At 72.9% G+C, this 17,243-nt stretch carries 15 protein-coding genes; all 15 read right to left on the reverse strand.

What is annotated here, in order from left to right; all coding sequences use genetic code 11:
* Positions 1 to 286: 286 nt before the first annotated feature.
* The 15 genes from ACFWEE_RS26770 to ACFWEE_RS26840 all read right to left on the reverse strand — a co-directional run bounded on the left by ACFWEE_RS26770 (position 287) and on the right by ACFWEE_RS26840 (position 17,184).
* Positions 287 to 955 (reverse strand): response regulator, encoded by a 669-nt coding sequence (locus ACFWEE_RS26770; protein WP_386892836.1) that lies wholly within the window; start codon positions 953 to 955, stop codon positions 287 to 289.
* Positions 952 to 2,112 carry a sensor histidine kinase gene (locus ACFWEE_RS26775; RefSeq protein ID WP_386892837.1) on the reverse strand — a complete coding sequence of 387 codons (1,161 nt, stop codon included), beginning with the start codon at positions 2,110 to 2,112 and terminating at the stop codon, positions 952 to 954. The genes ACFWEE_RS26770 and ACFWEE_RS26775 overlap by 4 nt, the downstream gene beginning before the upstream one ends.
* A 121-nt stretch (positions 2,113 to 2,233) precedes the next feature.
* Positions 2,234 to 3,259, reverse strand: coding sequence for an ADP-ribosylglycohydrolase family protein (locus ACFWEE_RS26780; protein WP_386892839.1), 1,026 nt, complete (start codon positions 3,257 to 3,259; stop codon positions 2,234 to 2,236).
* Positions 3,256 to 4,023 (reverse strand): NUDIX domain-containing protein, encoded by a 768-nt coding sequence (locus ACFWEE_RS26785; RefSeq protein WP_386892840.1) that lies wholly within the window; start codon positions 4,021 to 4,023, stop codon positions 3,256 to 3,258. The genes ACFWEE_RS26780 and ACFWEE_RS26785 overlap by 4 nt, the downstream gene beginning before the upstream one ends.
* Positions 4,020 to 5,099 (reverse strand): AAA family ATPase, encoded by a 1,080-nt coding sequence (locus ACFWEE_RS26790; protein ID WP_386892842.1) that lies wholly within the window; start codon positions 5,097 to 5,099, stop codon positions 4,020 to 4,022. The genes ACFWEE_RS26785 and ACFWEE_RS26790 overlap by 4 nt, the downstream gene beginning before the upstream one ends.
* Positions 5,096 to 5,767 carry a nicotinamide riboside transporter PnuC gene (pnuC, locus tag ACFWEE_RS26795; protein ID WP_386892844.1) on the reverse strand — a complete coding sequence of 224 codons (672 nt, stop codon included), beginning with the start codon at positions 5,765 to 5,767 and terminating at the stop codon, positions 5,096 to 5,098. The genes ACFWEE_RS26790 and pnuC overlap by 4 nt, the downstream gene beginning before the upstream one ends.
* 134 nt (positions 5,768 to 5,901) lie before the next feature.
* Positions 5,902 to 7,104: a pseudouridine synthase gene (locus ACFWEE_RS26800; protein WP_386892846.1), complete on the reverse strand. Its 1,203-nt coding sequence runs from the start codon at positions 7,102 to 7,104 to the stop codon at positions 5,902 to 5,904.
* A complete protein-coding gene (gene scpB, locus ACFWEE_RS26805) occupies positions 7,104 to 7,781 on the reverse strand; it encodes an SMC-Scp complex subunit ScpB (protein WP_386892873.1) in 678 nt (225 codons plus the stop codon). The genes ACFWEE_RS26800 and scpB overlap by 1 nt, the downstream gene beginning before the upstream one ends.
* Before the next feature lie 98 nt (positions 7,782 to 7,879).
* Positions 7,880 to 8,929, reverse strand: coding sequence for a segregation and condensation protein A (locus tag ACFWEE_RS26810; RefSeq protein WP_386892875.1), 1,050 nt, complete (start codon positions 8,927 to 8,929; stop codon positions 7,880 to 7,882).
* 150 nt (positions 8,930 to 9,079) lie between these two features.
* On the reverse strand, positions 9,080 to 9,670 hold the full coding sequence (locus tag ACFWEE_RS26815; RefSeq protein ID WP_386892877.1) for a hypothetical protein: 591 nt from the start codon (positions 9,668 to 9,670) through the stop codon (positions 9,080 to 9,082).
* On the reverse strand, positions 9,667 to 10,785 hold the full coding sequence (locus ACFWEE_RS26820) for a ParA family protein (RefSeq protein WP_327174979.1): 1,119 nt from the start codon (positions 10,783 to 10,785) through the stop codon (positions 9,667 to 9,669). Before ACFWEE_RS26820 ends, ACFWEE_RS26815 begins: the two co-directional genes overlap by 4 nt.
* A 380-nt stretch (positions 10,786 to 11,165) precedes the next feature.
* Positions 11,166 to 12,281, reverse strand: a complete 1,116-nt coding sequence (gene ald, locus ACFWEE_RS26825; RefSeq protein WP_386892879.1) for an alanine dehydrogenase — start codon at positions 12,279 to 12,281, stop codon at positions 11,166 to 11,168.
* 178 nt (positions 12,282 to 12,459) lie between these two features.
* Complete coding sequence (locus tag ACFWEE_RS26830) at positions 12,460 to 14,580, reverse strand: tetratricopeptide repeat protein (RefSeq protein WP_386892848.1); 2,121 nt, start codon at positions 14,578 to 14,580, stop codon at positions 12,460 to 12,462.
* Between the two features lie 228 nt (positions 14,581 to 14,808).
* Positions 14,809 to 15,435 (reverse strand): NUDIX domain-containing protein, encoded by a 627-nt coding sequence (locus ACFWEE_RS26835; RefSeq protein WP_386892849.1) that lies wholly within the window; start codon positions 15,433 to 15,435, stop codon positions 14,809 to 14,811.
* Between the two features lie 84 nt (positions 15,436 to 15,519).
* Entirely contained in the window at positions 15,520 to 17,184 is a 1,665-nt protein-coding gene (locus ACFWEE_RS26840; RefSeq protein ID WP_386892850.1) for a CTP synthase, read from the reverse strand.
* Positions 17,185 to 17,243 lie beyond the last annotated feature (59 nt).

Here is a 17,243-nt window from a genome sequence, read left to right on the forward strand (position 1 = left end):
TCCGGTCGGCGCGGCGTCCGAAGGCGTCCCGTGCACGTGGGTGCGTCCATGCCCCGAGCCTCCTCGAACGGACGGGTCCGGGGCGTCGGCCTCCGGATGACACCTGGCCTACCCCAGGGGTTGCGGGTCGCCGTCGCGGCGTACCACGGGAGTTGCGGGCCGGTGCCGGGCCCCTCCCCCGGCCCGTCGGCCACCGCGGACCGGGCCGAACGGCCCGCCGGGCCGGCGCCCCGCCCCTTCAGCCCTTCAAGCCGTCAAGCCTTCAGGCCGCCGGGCCGCCGGGCCGTCAGCTCTTCAGCCACCCCGGGCTGACCATCCCGGACTCGTACGCCGTCACCACGAGCTGCGAGCGGTCCCGCGCACCGAGCTTCGTCATGATCCGGCTGACGTGGGTCTTCGCCGTGGACGGGGAGAGCACCAGCCGGGCCGCGATCTCGTCGTTGGTGAGCCCGGCGGCCACCAGCCGCATGACCTCGCCTTCCCGGTCGGTGAGGACGTCGAGGCGGGGGTCGGGTTCCGGGCCCTTCACCCGGCCCGCGAACTCGGCGATGAGCCGCCGGGTGACCGAGGGGCTGATGAGGGCGTCGCCCCGGGCGGCGACCCGGACGGCCTGGAGCAGTTCCTCGGGTTCGGTGTCCTTCACCAGGAAGCCCGTCGCCCCGGCGCGCAGGGCCCCGTACACGTAGTCGTCCAGGTCGAAGGTGGTCAGGATGACGACCTTCACCGCCGCCAGCCTCTCGTCCGAGGCGATGGCCCGGGAGGCTTCGAGGCCGTCCGTTCCTGGCATCCGGATGTCCATCAGGACCACGTCCGGGCGGAGTTCACGGCAGGCCGCCAGAGCCGCCTCCCCGTCCCCGGCCTCGCCGACCACCTCGATGTCGTCCTCGTCCTCCAGGATCGACCGGAACCCGGCCCGGACGAGTCGCTGGTCGTCCACCAGCAGCACCCTGATCATCGCTCGCCCCGCTCCGTCCGTTCTCCCCCGGTGCCGTACGGCAGCCGGGCCCTCACCGTGAATCCGCCGTTCTGCCGGGGGCCCGCGGTGAGTTCGCCGCCCAGCACCCGGGCGCGTTCCGTCATTCCGGTGATCCCGCTGCCGCCGGCCGTGGCGGGGCGGTCCGCCGCGCCCCGGCCGTCGTCCTCGACGGTGAGCGTCAGCTCCCCGGTCCCGTACCCGAGCCGGATGGTGACCAGCGAGGCGCCGCCGTGCCGGGCGGCGTTGGTCAGCGATTCCTGGACGATCCGGTACGCGGCCAGGTCGACCGGGGCGGGCAGCGGGCGTTCGGTCCCGGTGCTCACGGTGCGAACCGTGAGCCCGGCCGGCTCCGCCGAGGCCACCAGTTCGTCCAGCCGGGCGAGCCCCGGTACGGGGGCCGTGGGCGCCTCGTCGTCCACCCGGCGCAGCACCCCGAGGGTGGCCCGGAGTTCGCGCAGGGCCTCCTTGCTGCCCGTCTTGATCGCCCCCAGCGCCTCTTCCGCCTGGGCAGGGTCCTTCCTCAGCCGGTGCAGTGCCGCGCTCGCCTGCACGTTGATCATCGAGATGTTGTGCCCGATCACGTCATGGAGTTCGCGGGCGATGCGCAGCCGCTCCTCGGTGGCCCGCAGCCGCGCCTCCTCCTCGGCGTAGGCCACCCGGCCGTGCCGCACGCCGCCGAGGGCGACCACGGCGACCAGCCAGCCGGTGAGCATGAACACCGCCGTGCCGTTGACGTCACTGTGGCCCGCGAGGGCGCCCGCGCCCACGCCGACGACCATGGCCGCCGCCATCGCGGTGGCCGCTCCGGTCCGGCCCTGGGCCGCGAGGGCGTAGAGCGCCACGACCGGCACGATGACCAGCGGGCCGTCGACGGAGCTCAGCAGGTAGTAGGCGCCCGTGGCGAGCACCGTGAACCAGCCCACCGCCACCGGGTGCCGGCGCCGGAACATCAGCGCCCCGCAGACGGCCGTGATCAGCAGCCAGGACGCGACCAGCGAGGGCAGCGCCTCCCCGCCCCGGTTCAGCCGCTGTCCCTCGGCCCCGACCGCGACCACCACGAACACCGCTGCCGCCAGTGCGGCGTCGGCGCGGGCGCCGCGGGGCAGCCGGGAGCGGATCCGGTCGAGGGGAGTCATGGGGGCCATTCTCCCGCAGCGCCGCCGAGGAGCCCGTCGCGCCGGGTCGGGAGGTGGGCGAGGATCCCACCGGTACGCCTCGCGTCGACTCCGGTGAGCAGGGGGCGCGCCCTGTCCGTGATCAAGCGTCCCAGAGCGCCCCCAGCGACAGCAGGTCGCTCCGGTACTCGATCCGCTCGGCCCACTCCTTGGGCCAGGCCGAGGCTCCCAGGTGGGCGCCCGCGAGCGCGCCGGTGAGGCAGGCCAGCGAGTCGGAGTCGCCCCGGGTGCAGGCGGCCCGGCGCAGGGCGGTGACGGGCTCCTCGGGGAAGAGCAGGAAGCAGTGCAGGGCGGTGGCGAGGGCCTCCTCGGCGATCCAGCCGTCCCCCGTGCGCTCGCAGGGGTCGGTCTCCGGGGACGGGTCGCGCAGGGCGTCCTGGAGGCGGGCCAGCACCTCCAGGCACTCGTCCCAGCCGCGCTGGATGTAGGACCGGGCGGAGGCGTCGTGGGTGTGGCGCCAGAGATCGCCGAGCCAGCGCTCGTGGTAGCGGCTCCGGTTCTCGTAGGCGTAGCTGCGCAGCTGTCCGACGAGGCCGAGGGGTTCGGTGCCCTTGGCGAGGAGGAAGACGGCGCGGGCCGTCAGGTCGGAGGCGGCCAGGGCGGTGGGGTGGCCGTGGGTCAGGGCGGCCTGGAGCTGGGCGGCGCCCGCGCGCTGGTCGTCGCTCAGTCCGGGGACCAGTCCGACCGGGGCGACCCGCATGTTGGCGCCGCACCCCTTGGAACCGGTCTGGCTGGCTTCCTGCCAGGGTCGGTCGCCGTCGAGGAGCCGGCAGGCGACCATGCAGGTGCGGCCGGGGGCGCGGTTGTTGTCGGGCGAGTGGTACCAGTCGACGAACTCCTCCCGGACCGGCCGGGCCAGCCGGAACCCGGTGAGCAGGCCCCGGTCCATGGCGGTGCGGATACCCCGTCCGAGGGCGAGGGTCATCTGGGTGTCGTCGGTGACGAACGCGGGGCGGGGAAGTTCCATCCCGCGCCACGGGCCGCACTTGGCGAGGATGGCGGGCACGTCGTTGAACTCGGTCGGGAAGCCCAGTGCGTCGCCGAGGGCGAGCCCGACGAGCGAGCCGGTGGCGGCCTGTTTGGTGCGGGTTGCGGTGGCGACGGTCATGGGGTTCTTCCTTCCGGTCGCAGGAGCGGGGGGTGCAGGGCGGTGGCGGTGCCCGCCCGGTAGAGGGCGGCGGGTTTGCCCCGGCCCCCGGTGCGGCGCGGGGGCCCTTCGACGGCCTCGACGAAGCCGGTCGTGGCGAGGACCTTGCGCCGGAAGTTGGGGCGGTCGAGCGCGGTGCCCCAGACGGTTTCGTAGACCTGCTGGAGCTCTCCGAGGGTGAACTCGGCGGGGCAGAACGCCGTTGCCAGGCAGGTGTATTCGAGCTTGGAGCCGATGCGGTCGTGGGCGTCGGCGAGGATGGTGTCGTGGTCGAAGGCGAGGGGTGCGGGCACCCCGGCGGTCCCCTCGCCGAACCCCCACCAGCGGGCGCTGAGCGCGTCGCCGCCGCCGCGCGGTTCGGGCAGGTCCGGCAGGAGCGCCGCGTACGCGACGGAGACGACCCGCATCCTCGGATCGCGGTCCGGGTCGGTGTAGGTGCGCAGTTGTTCGAGGTGGACCTCGCCGACGGTGTCCTCGTCCAGGCCCGTCTCCTCGGCCAGTTCACGGCGGGCGGCCTGCGGGGCGGACTCACGGGCGGCGACGAATCCTCCGGGCAGCGCCCAGCGCCCCTTGTACGGTTCCTCGCCGCGTTCCACGAGCAGCACGTGGAGCCGCCCTTCGCGGACCGTGAAGACGGCGAGGTCGACGGTGACGGCGAACGGGGTGAAGGCGTACGGGTCGTAACCCTCCGGAGCTCCTGCGGGCTCCTGCGCACGGGTGTTCATCGTCGCTCCGGAAGTGGTGGGTTGAAGTGCCAGCCGGACGCGAGGAGTTCGTCGACGGCGGCGACCGCGGTGGCGAGCCGCTCCTCGCGGGTGCCAGTGACCTCCACGAACCGGCGTCCGGTGCGGGCGAGTTCGGCGCGGAAGCGGTCCGTCATCCAGGGTCGCAGCTCCTCGCCGTCGCGCAGTCCGTCGTCCTCGAAGGGCACGCCCTCGTGGTCGGTGAGGAGCCACAGGTGGTGGTGGACGCGGTCGGCGGTCGCCTCGACGCGCGGGTTGCGCCCGCCGACGTACCGCTCGTGCCAGACGGTGGTGGCGAAGGAGTCGGTGTCGCAGAAGAGCACCGGCGAACCGGTCCGCGCGGCGGCCTCCTCGCGGTCGTTCTGGACGGCGGCGATCAGCGGGAAGTCGCCGGTGGTGAAGACGACGTCCTCCCACTGGGCGCCGGGGTGGTCGGCGCGCAGGGCGGCGAGTCTCTGTGCGCTGAACTCCCGTCCGTACTCCGGCACGCTGCGGGTGTGGGCCCACACCCCGCCGCGCCGGCGGTAGTGCTCGGCCAGGGCGAGCGTCAGGGTGGTGGTGCCGGTGGACTCGGCGCCGAGGACGACGACCCGGCGGGCGAGCGCGGCGCGTACCGGCGGCTCCAGGAAGCCCCAGCAGGCGACGGGGTCCTCGCGGACGGCCGTGCCGGAGACCGGGAAGGCGGTGCGGCCCGGGTCGACGAAGACGGGCTCGGCGCCGAAGCGCCGGGCGAGTTCGTCGCCGTACGCCTCCGAGGAGAAGACCGCGTCGACCCGTTCGGGGACGGCGGCGGTGAACACCGCCATGTGCGCGTCCCAGACCGCCGGGTCGTGGACGTCCATCCGTATGTCGTCCACCGCGCCCACGACCGTGGCGGCAGGGTGCGTCTCGCGCATCCAGGCGACCCGGTCGGCGAGCGGCACCGATTCGACCCCGGCGGCGCAGACGAGGACGGTCAGCCGCGCGCAGCGCTCCTGGGCGGTGCGGACGAGGTGGTGGTGGCCGGCGTGCGGCGGGTAGAACTTGCCGAGCACCAGGCCGTGGTCGTACTTCTTCACGCCGCCACCTCCGCGGGTGCGGCCGGAGTGCCGCTGGGGTCCTTCTCCGCCGTCAGGTCGCGCCGCCAGGAGCGCAGTCCGGCCACGCAGAGCGCGAGGAAGCCGACGTAGAGCAGCGAGGTCAGGTAGAGGCCCTTGTGGGCGTAGAGCGGGATGTAGACGAGGTCGGCGGCGATCCAGAGCCACCAGGACTCGACCCGTTTGCGGCTCTGCCCGTAGGTCGCCGTCAGGGAGAGCGCGGTGGTCAGGGCGTCCCAGAACGGCACGGTCGAGTCGGTGGCACGGGAGAGCAGGAGGGTCAGCGCGAGGGTCCCCACCGCCCCCGCCGCGAGCAGCCAGGTCCATTCGGCGCGCGGCGTCGTGCGCACCGGCAGGACGGGTGCACCTGGTCCACCCCCGTGGGTCCAGGTCCACCAGCCGTACGCGGCGAGGGCGATGAAGACGATCTGGAGTCCGGCGTCGGCGTAGAGGCCGGACTGGGCGAAGAGCAGCACGAAGAAGAGGTTGTTGGCGATGCCGACCGGCCAGTTGGCCAGGTGCTGGCGCACCACGAGCCAGACGCAGAGGGCCCCGCTGCCGAAGCCGAGCACCTCGGTCCAGCTGACCGGAGTGTCCAGCCAGGTCACCAGGGGTTGCTGCAAGGGGTCGAGAACATCCGCGAGACTCACGCCCGCCTCCTTAATGGTCACTCTGACTATAAAGAAGGTCCGGGGCGCGCGAAAGGCCCGCGGCCGGTTCCGTTCGGATTTTCTGAACGGAACCGGCCGCGGGCCTTCGGAGCGAGCCAGGGGCTCCCCAGGTGCTACAGGCCGACCTCGCGCATCAGCATGCCGACCTCGGTGTTGGTCAGGCGGCGCAGCCAGCCGGACTTCTGGTCGCCCAGCGGGATCGGCCCGAAGGACGTCCGCACCAGCCGGTCGACCGGGAAGCCGGCCTCGGAGAGCATCCGGCGGACGATGTGCTTGCGGCCCTCGTGGAGGGTCACCTCGACCAGGTAGTTCTTGCCGGTGTTCTCGACGACGCGGAAGTGGTCGGCGCGGGCGTACCCGTCCTCCAGCTGGATGCCGTCCTTGAGCCGCTTGCCCAGGTCGCGCGGGAGCGGGCCCTGGATCGCCGCGAGGTACGTCTTCTTCACGCCGTACTTCGGGTGGGTGAGGCGGTGGGCGAGTTCACCGTGGTTGGTGAGCATGATGATGCCCTCGGTCTCGGTGTCCAGCCGGCCGACGTGGAAGAGCCGCGTCTCACGGTTGGTGACGTAGTCGCCGAGGCACTGACGGCCGTCCGGGTCCTCCATCGAGGAGACGACACCGGCCGGCTTGTTCAGCGCGAAGAAGAGGTACGACTGGGTCGCGACGGTCAGGCCGTCGACCTTGATCTCGTCCTTCTGCGGGTCGACGCGCTTGCCCTGCTCCAGCACGATCTCGCCGTTGACCTCGACGCGCGCCTGCTCGATCAGCTCCTCGCAGGCCCGCCGCGAGCCCATGCCGGCCCGGGCGAGGACCTTCTGCAGCCGCTCGCCCTCCTGCTCGGCGCCCGGGTGGGTCTTGGGCAGCTTGATGTCCGGCTTGTCCGCGTACCGGTCGCGGTTGCGCTGTTCGATCTTCGCGTCCAGCTCGCGCGGCCGGGCCTGGCCCGAGGGGCCGCGCCGGAAGCCGCCGCGGGCGTTGCCCGGCTGCGGGGCCTTCGGGCCGCCCTTGGCGCCGCCGCGGGCCGAGGCGCCGCGGCCCCTGCGGGCTTCGCTGTCGCCCGCGCCCGAGGAGCTGGTCGAGGGGCCCACGTCGTAACGGCGCTCCTCCGGGCGGGGACGGCGCGGACGCTGCTCCTGCTGGTCGTCGCGCCCGCCGCGGCCCTGGGCCGGCCCACGGCCGCCCTGGCCGCGACCGCCCTGGCCACCGCCCTGGCCGCCGCCCTGGGGCTTCCGGAAGGACCCGCCGCTGCCGCCCCGGGGGTTCCGGTTGCCGCCGCCGCTGCTGCCGCTTCCGCTGTTCCTGCCACTGCTTCGCATCAAAATTCCGTCTTGTCGTCTGCGTGAGTATCCGGGGTGTCCGGTGCGTCCGGATCGAACGACGGCACACCCTCTAGCGTCTCAGCCTCGATCGCGTCCGCTTCCGGGAGGAAGGGAGCGAGTTCCGGGAGCTCGTCCAGACCACGCAGGCCCATACGCTCCAGAAAGTAGTTCGTCGTCCTGTACAGGATCGCACCTGTTTCGGGTTCCGTCCCCGCCTCCTCGACCAGAGCGCGCTGGAGGAGGGTCCGCATGACCCCGTCGCAGTTCACTCCGCGCACCGCCGAGACCCTCGAACGGCTGACCGGCTGGCGGTACGCGACGACCGCCAGGGTCTCCAGTGCCGCCTGGGTGAGACGGGCCTGCCGGCCGTCGAGGACGAAGCTCTCCACGGCCTCGGCGTAGGCGGGCCGGGAGTAGAACCGCCAGCCGCCCGCCACGAGCCTCAGATCGAATCCGCGGCGCTGGACGGTGTACTCGTCGGCCAGCTCCCGCAGCGCGAGGGCCACGGCCCTCGGGGGCCGCTGGAGGACCTTGGCGAGGTGCTCCTCGGTGGCCGGCTCGTCCACGACCATCAGGACCGCCTCCAGGGCGGGCTTCAGCTCCAGGTCCGCGACGCTCCCGGACCCGGCGGGCCCATCGTCGTACCCGGGCTCCGCCTCGTCGGCGAACCCCAGCGCCCCCCGGCGCCCCGGTGCGCCCCGGTGCCCCGGTGCGCCCCCGTGCACCGGCCCGTCCGTGACGCCGGCGGATCCACCGGCTCCAGCGACTCCGCTCACGGCTCCACGCCCTCCTCCTCGTCCGGCTCCACTCGCCTGTCGAACTCGTCCGTCACGACGGGCTCCGCGCCCTCCTCGCCGCACCACCGCACGAGGAGTTCGCCGAGCGCCTCCTCCTGGTCCAGCGCGACCGCCTTCTCCCGGTACAGCTCCAGCAGCGCCAGGAAGCGGGCCACCACCGTGAGGGTGTCGGCCGCGTCCTCGGTGAGTTCCCGGAAGCTGGCCCCGCCGGACCGGCGCAGCAGCGCGACCACGATCCCCGCCTGCTCGCGCACGCTGACCAGCGGGGCGTGGATGTGGTCCACGTAGACCTGCGGTTCGGGCCGGGGCTGCATGGCCTTCGCCGCGAGCCGCGCGAACCCCTCGGGGCCGATGCTGAGGACGACCTCGGGCAGCAGTGCCGCGTGGTGCGGCTCCAGCCCGACCGTACGGGGGAAGCGGCGCGACTCGGCGTCCAGCCGGTCGCCGAAGATGTCGGCGACGCGCTTGTACGCCCGGTACTGGAGCAACCGCGCGAACAGCAGGTCCCGGGCCTCCAGGAGGGCGAGGTCGGCCTCGTCCTCCACCTCGGCGGTGGGCAGCAGCCGGGCGGCCTTGAGGTCGAGCAGGGTCGCGGCGACGACCAGGAACTCGGTGGTCTGGTCGAGGTCCCAGTCCGCGCCCGTCGCGCGGATGTGGGCCATGAACTCGTCCGTGACCTTGGAGAGCGCGACCTCGGTCACGTCCAGCCGGTGCCGGGTGATCAGCTGGAGCAGCAGGTCGAAGGGGCCTTCGAAGTTCGCCAGCCGTACGGTGAACCGCCTGCCGTCCTCCGGCGGCCCCTGAGGGCCCTCCGGCGGCCCGGGAGGCTCCTCGGGCTCCTGGGGCGCCCCGGGCGACTCCAAAGGCGCTGGAGAGGCGTGCAGCGCTTCGGGGACCGCGGGGGCCTCCGGGACCGCGGGAACGCCGGGTGCCGCTCCTCCCGACGGCTGCGGCGCCCCGGCCGCCCCCGGCCCGCGCCCGAGGGCGCGGCGGCGCGGGGCGGCGGAGTCGTCGGTCGTGGGCAGCGGCACGTGAACAGTCCAGGTGTACGGAGGGCGGCGGACCGGCCGTGCCGTCTCGTACGGGCCCGGCGTCCGGCGGGAGCGGGAGCCGGCCGCACGGGGCGGGCGGCAGGGTTTGCGGCCCTGCCGGGCAGGCTACCCGCGGCGGACCGCTCAGCGACCGCGCAGCCGCCGTACGAGGATGCTCGCGTCGCCGCGGGATTCCAGGTCGGCGAGGACGACGGCGACCGCCTCGCGGACGATGCGCCCGCGGTCGACGGCGAGGCCGTGCTCGCCGCGCAGGACCAGGCGGGCGTGTTCGAGGTCCATCAGTTCCTCGGCCGAGACGTAGACCGTGATCTTCTCGTCGTGCCGCTCCCGGCCGCTGGGCCGCCGGTTGGCGCCCCTGCCCTGGCCGGTACCGCGTCCGCGCTGCTGCTGGGGTGCCCCGGTCTGCTCCTGGGCCGGCGGCCGGCCCTGGGGTCCGGGGCCGGTCCGGGGGACCGTCACGCGTTCGGGGCCGCCGGCGCGCCCGCGCGGGTCGACCCCTTCGGTGTCGGGCGCGGACGTGCCCTCGCGCCCCGTCGGCCGCTCCGGTGGGGCGCCGACGCCCGCCGGGGAGGACGGCGCCGCGTCGCCCTCCCCGGCGGGTGCGGGCACCCGTGCCTCGCCGTTCGCCTTGCGCCGCCGCTCCGCCGGGGAGGAGGACTGGAGTCCCGTGCCCCCGGTGGTGCGGAACAGTTCGTCGGCACCGGGCAGACTCACTCGGCGTGACACCGGGCGAGCACCTCCCTGGCGAGCTGTCGGTAGGCGGCGGCACCGACCGAGTTCGACGCGTACGTCGTGATGGGCTCACCGGCGACCGTGGTCTCCGGGAAGCGCACCGTGCGCCCGATGACCGTGTGGTACACGTGGTCGTCGAAGGCCTCCACCACACGGGCGAGCACCTCGCGGCTGTGCACCGTGCGGGAGTCGTACATCGTGGCGAGGATGCCGTCGAGCTCCAGCTCGGGGTTGAGCCGCTCCTGGACCTTCTCGATGGTCTCGGTGAGCAACGCCACACCGCGCAGCGCGAAGAACTCGCACTCCAGCGGCACGATCACCTTGTGAGCGGCCGTCAGGGCGTTCACGGTGAGCAGGCCGAGCGAGGGCTGGCAGTCGATCACGATGTAGTCGTAGTCGGCCATCAGCGGCTTGAGCGCGCGCTGCAGGGTCGACTCGCGGGCCACCTCGCTGACGAGCTGCACCTCGGCGGCGGACAGGTCGATGTTGCTGGGCAGCAGGTCCATGTTGGGGACCGCGGTCTTCAGCAGTACCTCGTCGGCCGACATGCCCCGCTCCATGAGCAGGTTGTAGACGGTGAGGTCCAGCTCCATCGGGTTGACGCCGAGGCCGACCGAGAGGGCGCCCTGCGGGTCGAAGTCGACGAGCAGGACGCGGCGTCCGTACTCGGCGAGCGCGGCGCCCAAGTTGATGGTCGAGGTGGTCTTGCCCACCCCGCCCTTCTGGTTGCACATCGCGATGATCTTGGCGGGACCGTGTTCGGTCAGTGGTCCCGGGATCGGGAAGTAGGGCAGGGGGCGCCCGGTCGGGCCGATCCGCTCACGGCGCTGGCGCGCCGCGTCGGGGGCGAGTGTGGCCGCGTACTCCGGATCGGGTTCGTACTCGGCGTCGGGGTCGTAGAAGTGCCCCTCGGGCATCTCGGCGAAGTCGGCGAGGTGGGCGGTGTCGCGGCCACTCTCGTTGCCGGCCATGGCGTTCACGTGTAGGCCGTCCATCATCTGGGGGGGCGTCGTCATGTGCTGGTGGGTCGCGAAGGTGCGGACCGCGACGGAGCCGACAGCTTCGAGCCCGTTCGGGCCCTGACCCCGTGCAGGCATCCCTGGTTGACCACCCCCGGGAGTAAATGTCGACTCATTCACAAGTCGTCTTACCTCCTTGGATGTGACCAGGAAACTTATCGATAGGTCAGCGTGGCACCATGCCGACGATGGGCGACTCTATGGCGTGTCACCGGTCCGCAGCAACACAATCCGCCGGACCCGGCCCGATGTGTCTGCAATCGAACACCCCCCTGTCAAGGGTGCACGGGAAGCAAGGCGCACTTTTCGCGAGGGAATGAATCGGGAGAAGACGGACTTCCAGCGCGAGTTGACCACCGCTCACGGAGCCCCGGCGCACGACCGGCCGGACCTTGGCGCACAAGGTCCGGCCGGAGGTACGGGATTGACGGAACGACGGGCGAAACGGGTCCGGCGCGTCAGCCGAGGATCGAGCTCAGCTCGACGTGCGGAAGGTCGTGCGCGTCGGCCACTTCGCGGTAAACGACTTGCCCGTCATGGGTGTTGAGGCCCTTGGCCAGGGCTGGGTCGCGGCGCAGCGCCTCGACCCAGCCCCGGTTGGCCAGCTCGACGACGTACGGGAGCGTGGCGTTGGTGAGGGCGTAGGTGGAGGTGTTCGGAACCGCGCCGGGCATGTTCGCGACGCAGTAGAACACCGAGTCGTGGACCGTGAAGGTCGGTTCGGCGTGGGTGGTCGGGTGCGAGTCCTCGAAGCAGCCGCCCTGGTCGATCGCAATGTCGACAAGAACACTTCCGGGCTTCATCTTGGCGACGAGCTCGTTGGTGACCAGCTTCGGAGCCTTCGCGCCCGGGATGAGGACGGCGCCGACGACGAGGTCGGCCTCGACGACCGCCCTCTCCAGCTCGAAGGCGTTGGAGACCACGGTCTGCACCCGGGTACCGAAGACCTTGTCGGCCTCGCGCAGCTTGCTGACGTCGCGGTCGAGCAGGGTGACGTGGAAGCCGAGCCCCACGGCGATCTGGGTGGCGTTCCAGCCGGAGACGCCGCCGCCGATGACGACCGCCCTGGCGGCGGCCGTGCCGGGGACACCGCCGGGCAGCACGCCCCGGCCGCCCGCCGAGCGCATCAGGTGGTACGCGCCGACCTGCGGGGCCAGCCGGCCCGCGACCTCGGACATGGGGGCGAGCAGCGGCAGCGCGCGGTTCGCGGTCTCGACCGTCTCGTACGCGATGGCGGTGGTGCCGGACTCCAGCAGCGCGTCGGTGCACGCGCGGGAGGCGGCGAGGTGGAGGTAGGTGAAGAGGGTCTGGCCCTTGCGCAGCCGGTGGTACTCCTCGGCGACCGGCTCCTTGACCTTGAGCAGCAGGTCGGCCGCGGCCCAGACCTCGTCGGCGGTGGGCAGGACGTGCGCCCCGGCGGCGGCGTACTCCTCGTCCGTGATGGACGAGCCCGCTCCGGCGTTCCGTTCGACGACGACCTCGTGGCCGTGGCGGACCAGCTCGTGCACTCCGGCGGGCGTGATCGCCACCCGGAACTCGTTGTTCTTGACTTCGCGGGGGATGCCGACCTTCACGTCGATCACGGTCCTTGGCTCGGAGGGACGCCCGGCAGCGGACGACCGGCCGGGGGCCGGAAATACGCCGGTTTGCACGGACTCGCACAGAAATGCGCATCACCCGCGGGGACATCGCGGGGACATGCGGCAGAGCCAGTCTAATGAAGGACTTCCCGCTGTCTAGCCTTGCAAAGAACTAATTTTCGACCGAGACGCCAATGTTTTCGCAGGCAGACCCTTCCTCGCCCAGCAGTCTCTGAGCCGTCGCCCGGTGCAGCGAGGCCGCGGCGGGGTCGCCGAGCCGGTCCAGCGTGTCGGCCAGCCGCAGCTCCAGCGCCGCCTGGAGCCGCACGTCCTCGGCCCGCCGGGCCAGGTCGACCGCCTCCCGGCAGGTACGCAGCGAGTCGTGCGGGCGGCCCGCGTACTCCTGGACCCGGGCCGCCTCGCTGAGCGCCCTGGCCTGGGCCGGAAGGTCGCCGAGCCTGCGCAGGCCCGCCGAGGCGGCCCGCCAGTTGCGCAGCGCCTCGCCGTACCGCCCGGCGTACGCGTGCACCGCGCCCAGCCGCCCGTAGAGCCGCGCCTCGCCCTCCCGGTCGCCCTGTGCGAGGCGCTGCGCGAGCGCCCGGCCGTACCAGTCGGAGGCGCGCGGATAGTCCCCCAGCTCGGCGTAGGCGCCTCCGACGGACTCCATCGCGCGGCCGGTGGCGTACAGGTCCTTCGCCTCCCGCCCGGCGTCCAGCGCGGCGCGGTAGCGGGTCAGGGCGGTACGGGTGCGGCCGGTGGAGGCGTCGAGGTCGGCGAGGTTGAGCAGCGCGGCGGCCCGCTCCCGGTGCAGCCCCCGGCGCTCCGCCACGTCGAGCACCAGGCCGTGCAGCCCGTACAGCTCGGGCGCGGCGGCCTCCGTGCCGAGGTGGGCCGCGAGCGCCCGCACCAGGGCGGCGACCAGGCGGCGGGCGAGGGTGTCCAGCTCTCCGTCCGCCACCGCCATGCGGGCGGCGGCCACCAGCGAGGGCAGCCTGACGCGGAGCCAGACGGCAGCCTCCTCCGGGCCGGGGAACCGGAGCGCCCTGGGGAGTCCGGCGAGCTTGCGGCGGGCCGGGGAGCCCTCCGGCTCCGTGACCGCCCGGCAGGAGTGGAGCAGCCGTACGGTGCGCTCCAGCATCCGGGCCCGGGCCAGCTCGGTCTCCGCCGGCCGGTCGCGTTCCTCCAGGAGCGCCCGCACCAGGGGCGCGAGGCAGCCCGGTACCTCGTACTGGGGCTCGGGGGCGCCGTCGGTGCGCAGCAGGCCGAGGCCGACGAAGTCGTCGAGGGTCCGGCGGGCGGCGGAGACGGAGCAGCCGGCCAGCGCGGAGGCGGTGTGCGCGTCGGCGAGACCGGCGGGCGCGAGCGCGAGCAGTCGCAGTATCCGGGCGGGGGTCTCCAGCAGGGAGTCGTGCGCCATCCGGAACGCGCGGGCCAGTGGGCGGGCGCCCACCGGCTGCTCGGTGTCCTCCGGGGTCCCCCGCAGGTGCTGGGTGGCGTCGGCGACGGAGGCGGTCGGCCGGGCGGCGATCCATCCCGCGACGAGCAGCAGTGCGGCGGGCTGGCCGCCGCACTCCTCCACGAGGGTCTCGGCGGTCCGCGGGTCCACGGTGATCCGCACCTGCCCGATCACCCCGGCGAGGAGGCGCACGGCGGAGCCGGTGTCCAGTCCGCCGATGGTGCAGGGGCGGACGTCGGGGACGCCGGTCAGCGGGCCGGTGGCGGTGGCCAGCACCAGGCAGCCGGGGCCGTCCGGGAGGAGGGGGTCGACCTGCTCGGCGTCCACCGCGTCGTCGAGCACGAGCAGCAGCCGCCGCACGGCCAGGGCCTCGCGGACCATCTCGGTGAGCTCGTCGGCGTCCGCGCCGGGCGGGGTGGCGAGGGAGAGCAGGCCGAGGATCTCGCGGGCGGTGCGTTCGGTGGGCACCCGGGTGCCGCCGGAGTCGGTGAGGGCGACCCGCAGCACGCCGTCCGGGTAGTCGCCGCTTCCGGTCCCGGGCGCGGCCCAGGGCAGCGGGCCCGCGGAGCCGCCGGCGGGAGCCGTTCCGGTCAGGGTGTGGGCGAAGGCGGCGGCGAGGGCGCTGCGCCCGGACCCGGCACGTCCCGCGATCAGCAGAACGCGGGCGCGCGCCGCCTTGCGGCCGGCCAGCGTGTTCAGCCCGGCCCGTTCGATGTCCTCCTGAAGGGCCTTCAACTCGCGCTGACGGCCGAACAGTTCGGGTGGTGCCGTGCCGGAGGGCTCCTCGGTGCGGGGCGTTCGGGCCGGGCCGCTGGTGTCCACCGCCTGATCCGTCACGAGCCACGCTCCACTTCGCCGCACCCGGTGCCCGCCGGAGTTCCGGCGGGCCTTTCGAGCCTAGTTCAGCGGTGCCGCCGATCAGGGCGGAGCGGGGCGGAGACATCGCCCGATCGGATCAGCGATTCTTACGATCGTCCGACGGATATCGGGTGAGCGGAGGCTGCGACAACGCGGCGGGGTGCCGCAGCCGTCGTCGCGCGCCCACCAGGAAGTGCGGGACAGCCCCTACGCCTCGAACGGACGCGCCGGCCACGGGGATTCGGCCGTGCGCAGCGAGCCCTCGCCGTCCCCCGCGCGGGCCGCGGTCAGCGCCAGGACGCCCATGACCAGACAGCTGTTGTGCAGTTCGCCCGCGAGAACGCCCCGCACCAGGTCCGCCAGCGGGACCCGCGCCTGCTCCATGTCGGCCTCCTCCTCGGAGACCTCGAAACGTTCGCCGACCGCCTCGGAGAGGTCGCGGGCGAGGAAGATGCGGACCGCCTCGTCCGAACCGCCGGGGCTGGTGTAGACGTCGGTCAGGACCCGCCAGTCCTCCGCCTTGACGTGCGCCTCCTCGTACAGCTCGCGCTGGGCGGCGGCCAGCGGGTTCTCGCCGGGGACGTCGAGCAGTCCGGCCGGGATCTCCCAGAGTTTCTGACGCACCGGGTGGCGGTACTGACGGAGGACCAGGACGTGGTCCTCCTCGTCGATCGCCAGGATCGCGACGGAGCCGGGGTGGACCTGGTAGTCACGTCCGGCGACGGTGCCGTCGGGCATCACGACGTCGTCGGTGCGGACGCTGGTCTTGTTGCCGGTGAAGGGCGTCACCGTCGCGGTGACCCGCCATTCCTCGGCCCTGTCCTCGATGCCCATCTGCGTCCTCCCGCTTCACGAACGAAAAACCGGGGCACCCGTCCTCTGCGGACGCGTACCCCGGTCAACGGTAATGCCTCGGGACTACTCGCCGGACGCGGCGGCCTCCGCCTGGCGGGCGACGGCGGCCTTCACCAGACCCGCGAAGAGCGGGTGCGGGCGGGTCGGGCGGGAGCGCAGCTCCGGGTGGGCCTGGGTGGCGACGAGGTAGGGGTGGACCTCGCGCGGGTACTCGACGTACTCGACGAGCTTGTTGTCCGGGGAGGTGCCGGAGAAGACCAGTCCGGCCTTCTTCTCAAGCTCCGAGCGGTAGGCGTTGTTCACCTCGTAGCGGTGACGGTGGCGCTCCTCGACGTACGGCTCACCGGCGTACGCCTCGCGGACGAGGGAGCCCTCGGCGAGCTTCGCCGGGTAGAGGCCCAGGCGCATGGTGCCGCCCAGGTCGCCCGCGCCCTCGACGTAGGCGAGCTGCTCCTCCATGGTGGAGATGACCGGGTGCGAGGTCGCGGCGTCGAACTCGGTGGAGTTGGCGTCCGGGATGCCGGCGATGTTGCGGGCCGCCTCGATCACGATGCACTGGAGGCCCAGGCAGAGGCCGAGCAGCGGCACCTTGTTCTCGCGGGCGTACTGGATGGCGCCCACCTTGCCGTCGACACCGCGCTCGCCGAAGCCGCCGGGGATGCAGATGGCGTCCACGCCCGCGAGGTGGCGGGCGGCGCCGGCCGGGGTCTTGCAGTCGTCGGAGGTGACCCACTCGACCTTGACACGGGCCTTGTTCGCGAAGCCGCCGGCCCGGATGGCCTCGGTGACCGAGAGGTAGGCGTCGGGGAGGTCGATGTACTTGCCGACCAGGGCGACGGTGACCTCGTGGTCGGGGTTGTGGACGCGGTCCAGCAGGTCGTCCCAGGTGGACCAGTCCACGTCGCGGAAGGGCAGGTCGAGCTTGCGCACGACGTAGGCGTCCAGGCCCTCGGTGTGCAGCACCTTCGGGATGTCGTAGATCGACTTGGCGTCGACGCAGGCGACGACGGCGCTCTCGTCCACGTCGCACATCAGCGAGATCTTGCGCTTGATGGCGGTGGGGACGTCGCGGTCGGCGCGGAGCACGATGGCGTCCGGCTGGATGCCGATGTTGCGGAGTGCGGCCACCGAGTGCTGGGTCGGCTTGGTCTTCAGCTCGCCGGAGGGGCCGATGTAGGGCAGCAGCGAGATGTGCACGACGAAGACGTTGTCCCGGCCGACCTCGTGGCGCACCTGGCGGACGGTCTCCAGGAACGGCAGCGACTCGATGTCGCCGACGGTGCCGCCGACCTCGGTGATGACCACGTCGACGTCACCGGTCGCCATGCGGCGGATGCGGGACTTGATCTCGTTGGTGATGTGCGGGATGACCTGGACGGTGTCGCCGAGGTACTCGCCGCGCCGCTCCTTGGCGATGACCTGGGAGTAGACCTGCCCGGTCGTGACGTTGGCGGAGCCGTCGAGGTCGACGTCGAGGAAGCGCTCGTAGTGGCCGATGTCCAGGTCGGTCTCGGCGCCGTCGTTGGTGACGAACACCTCACCGTGCTGGAACGGGTTCATCGTGCCGGGGTCGACGTTGAGGTACGGGTCGAGCTTCTGCATCGTGACCCGGAGACCACGCGCCTTGAGCAGCGCACCCAGGCTGGAGGCAGTCAGACCCTTGCCGAGGGAGGAGGCGACACCCCCGGTGACGAAGATGTGCTTGGTCGTCGTGGATGTGGGCTGCATAGCCAAGAGGGGGCTCCCGTGGTAGCGAATCTGGGGTACGTACCGGCTGCCGAACCGGA

Source organism: Streptomyces sp. NPDC060184 (assembly GCF_042728795.1).
Classification (GTDB): domain Bacteria; phylum Actinomycetota; class Actinomycetes; order Streptomycetales; family Streptomycetaceae; genus Streptomyces.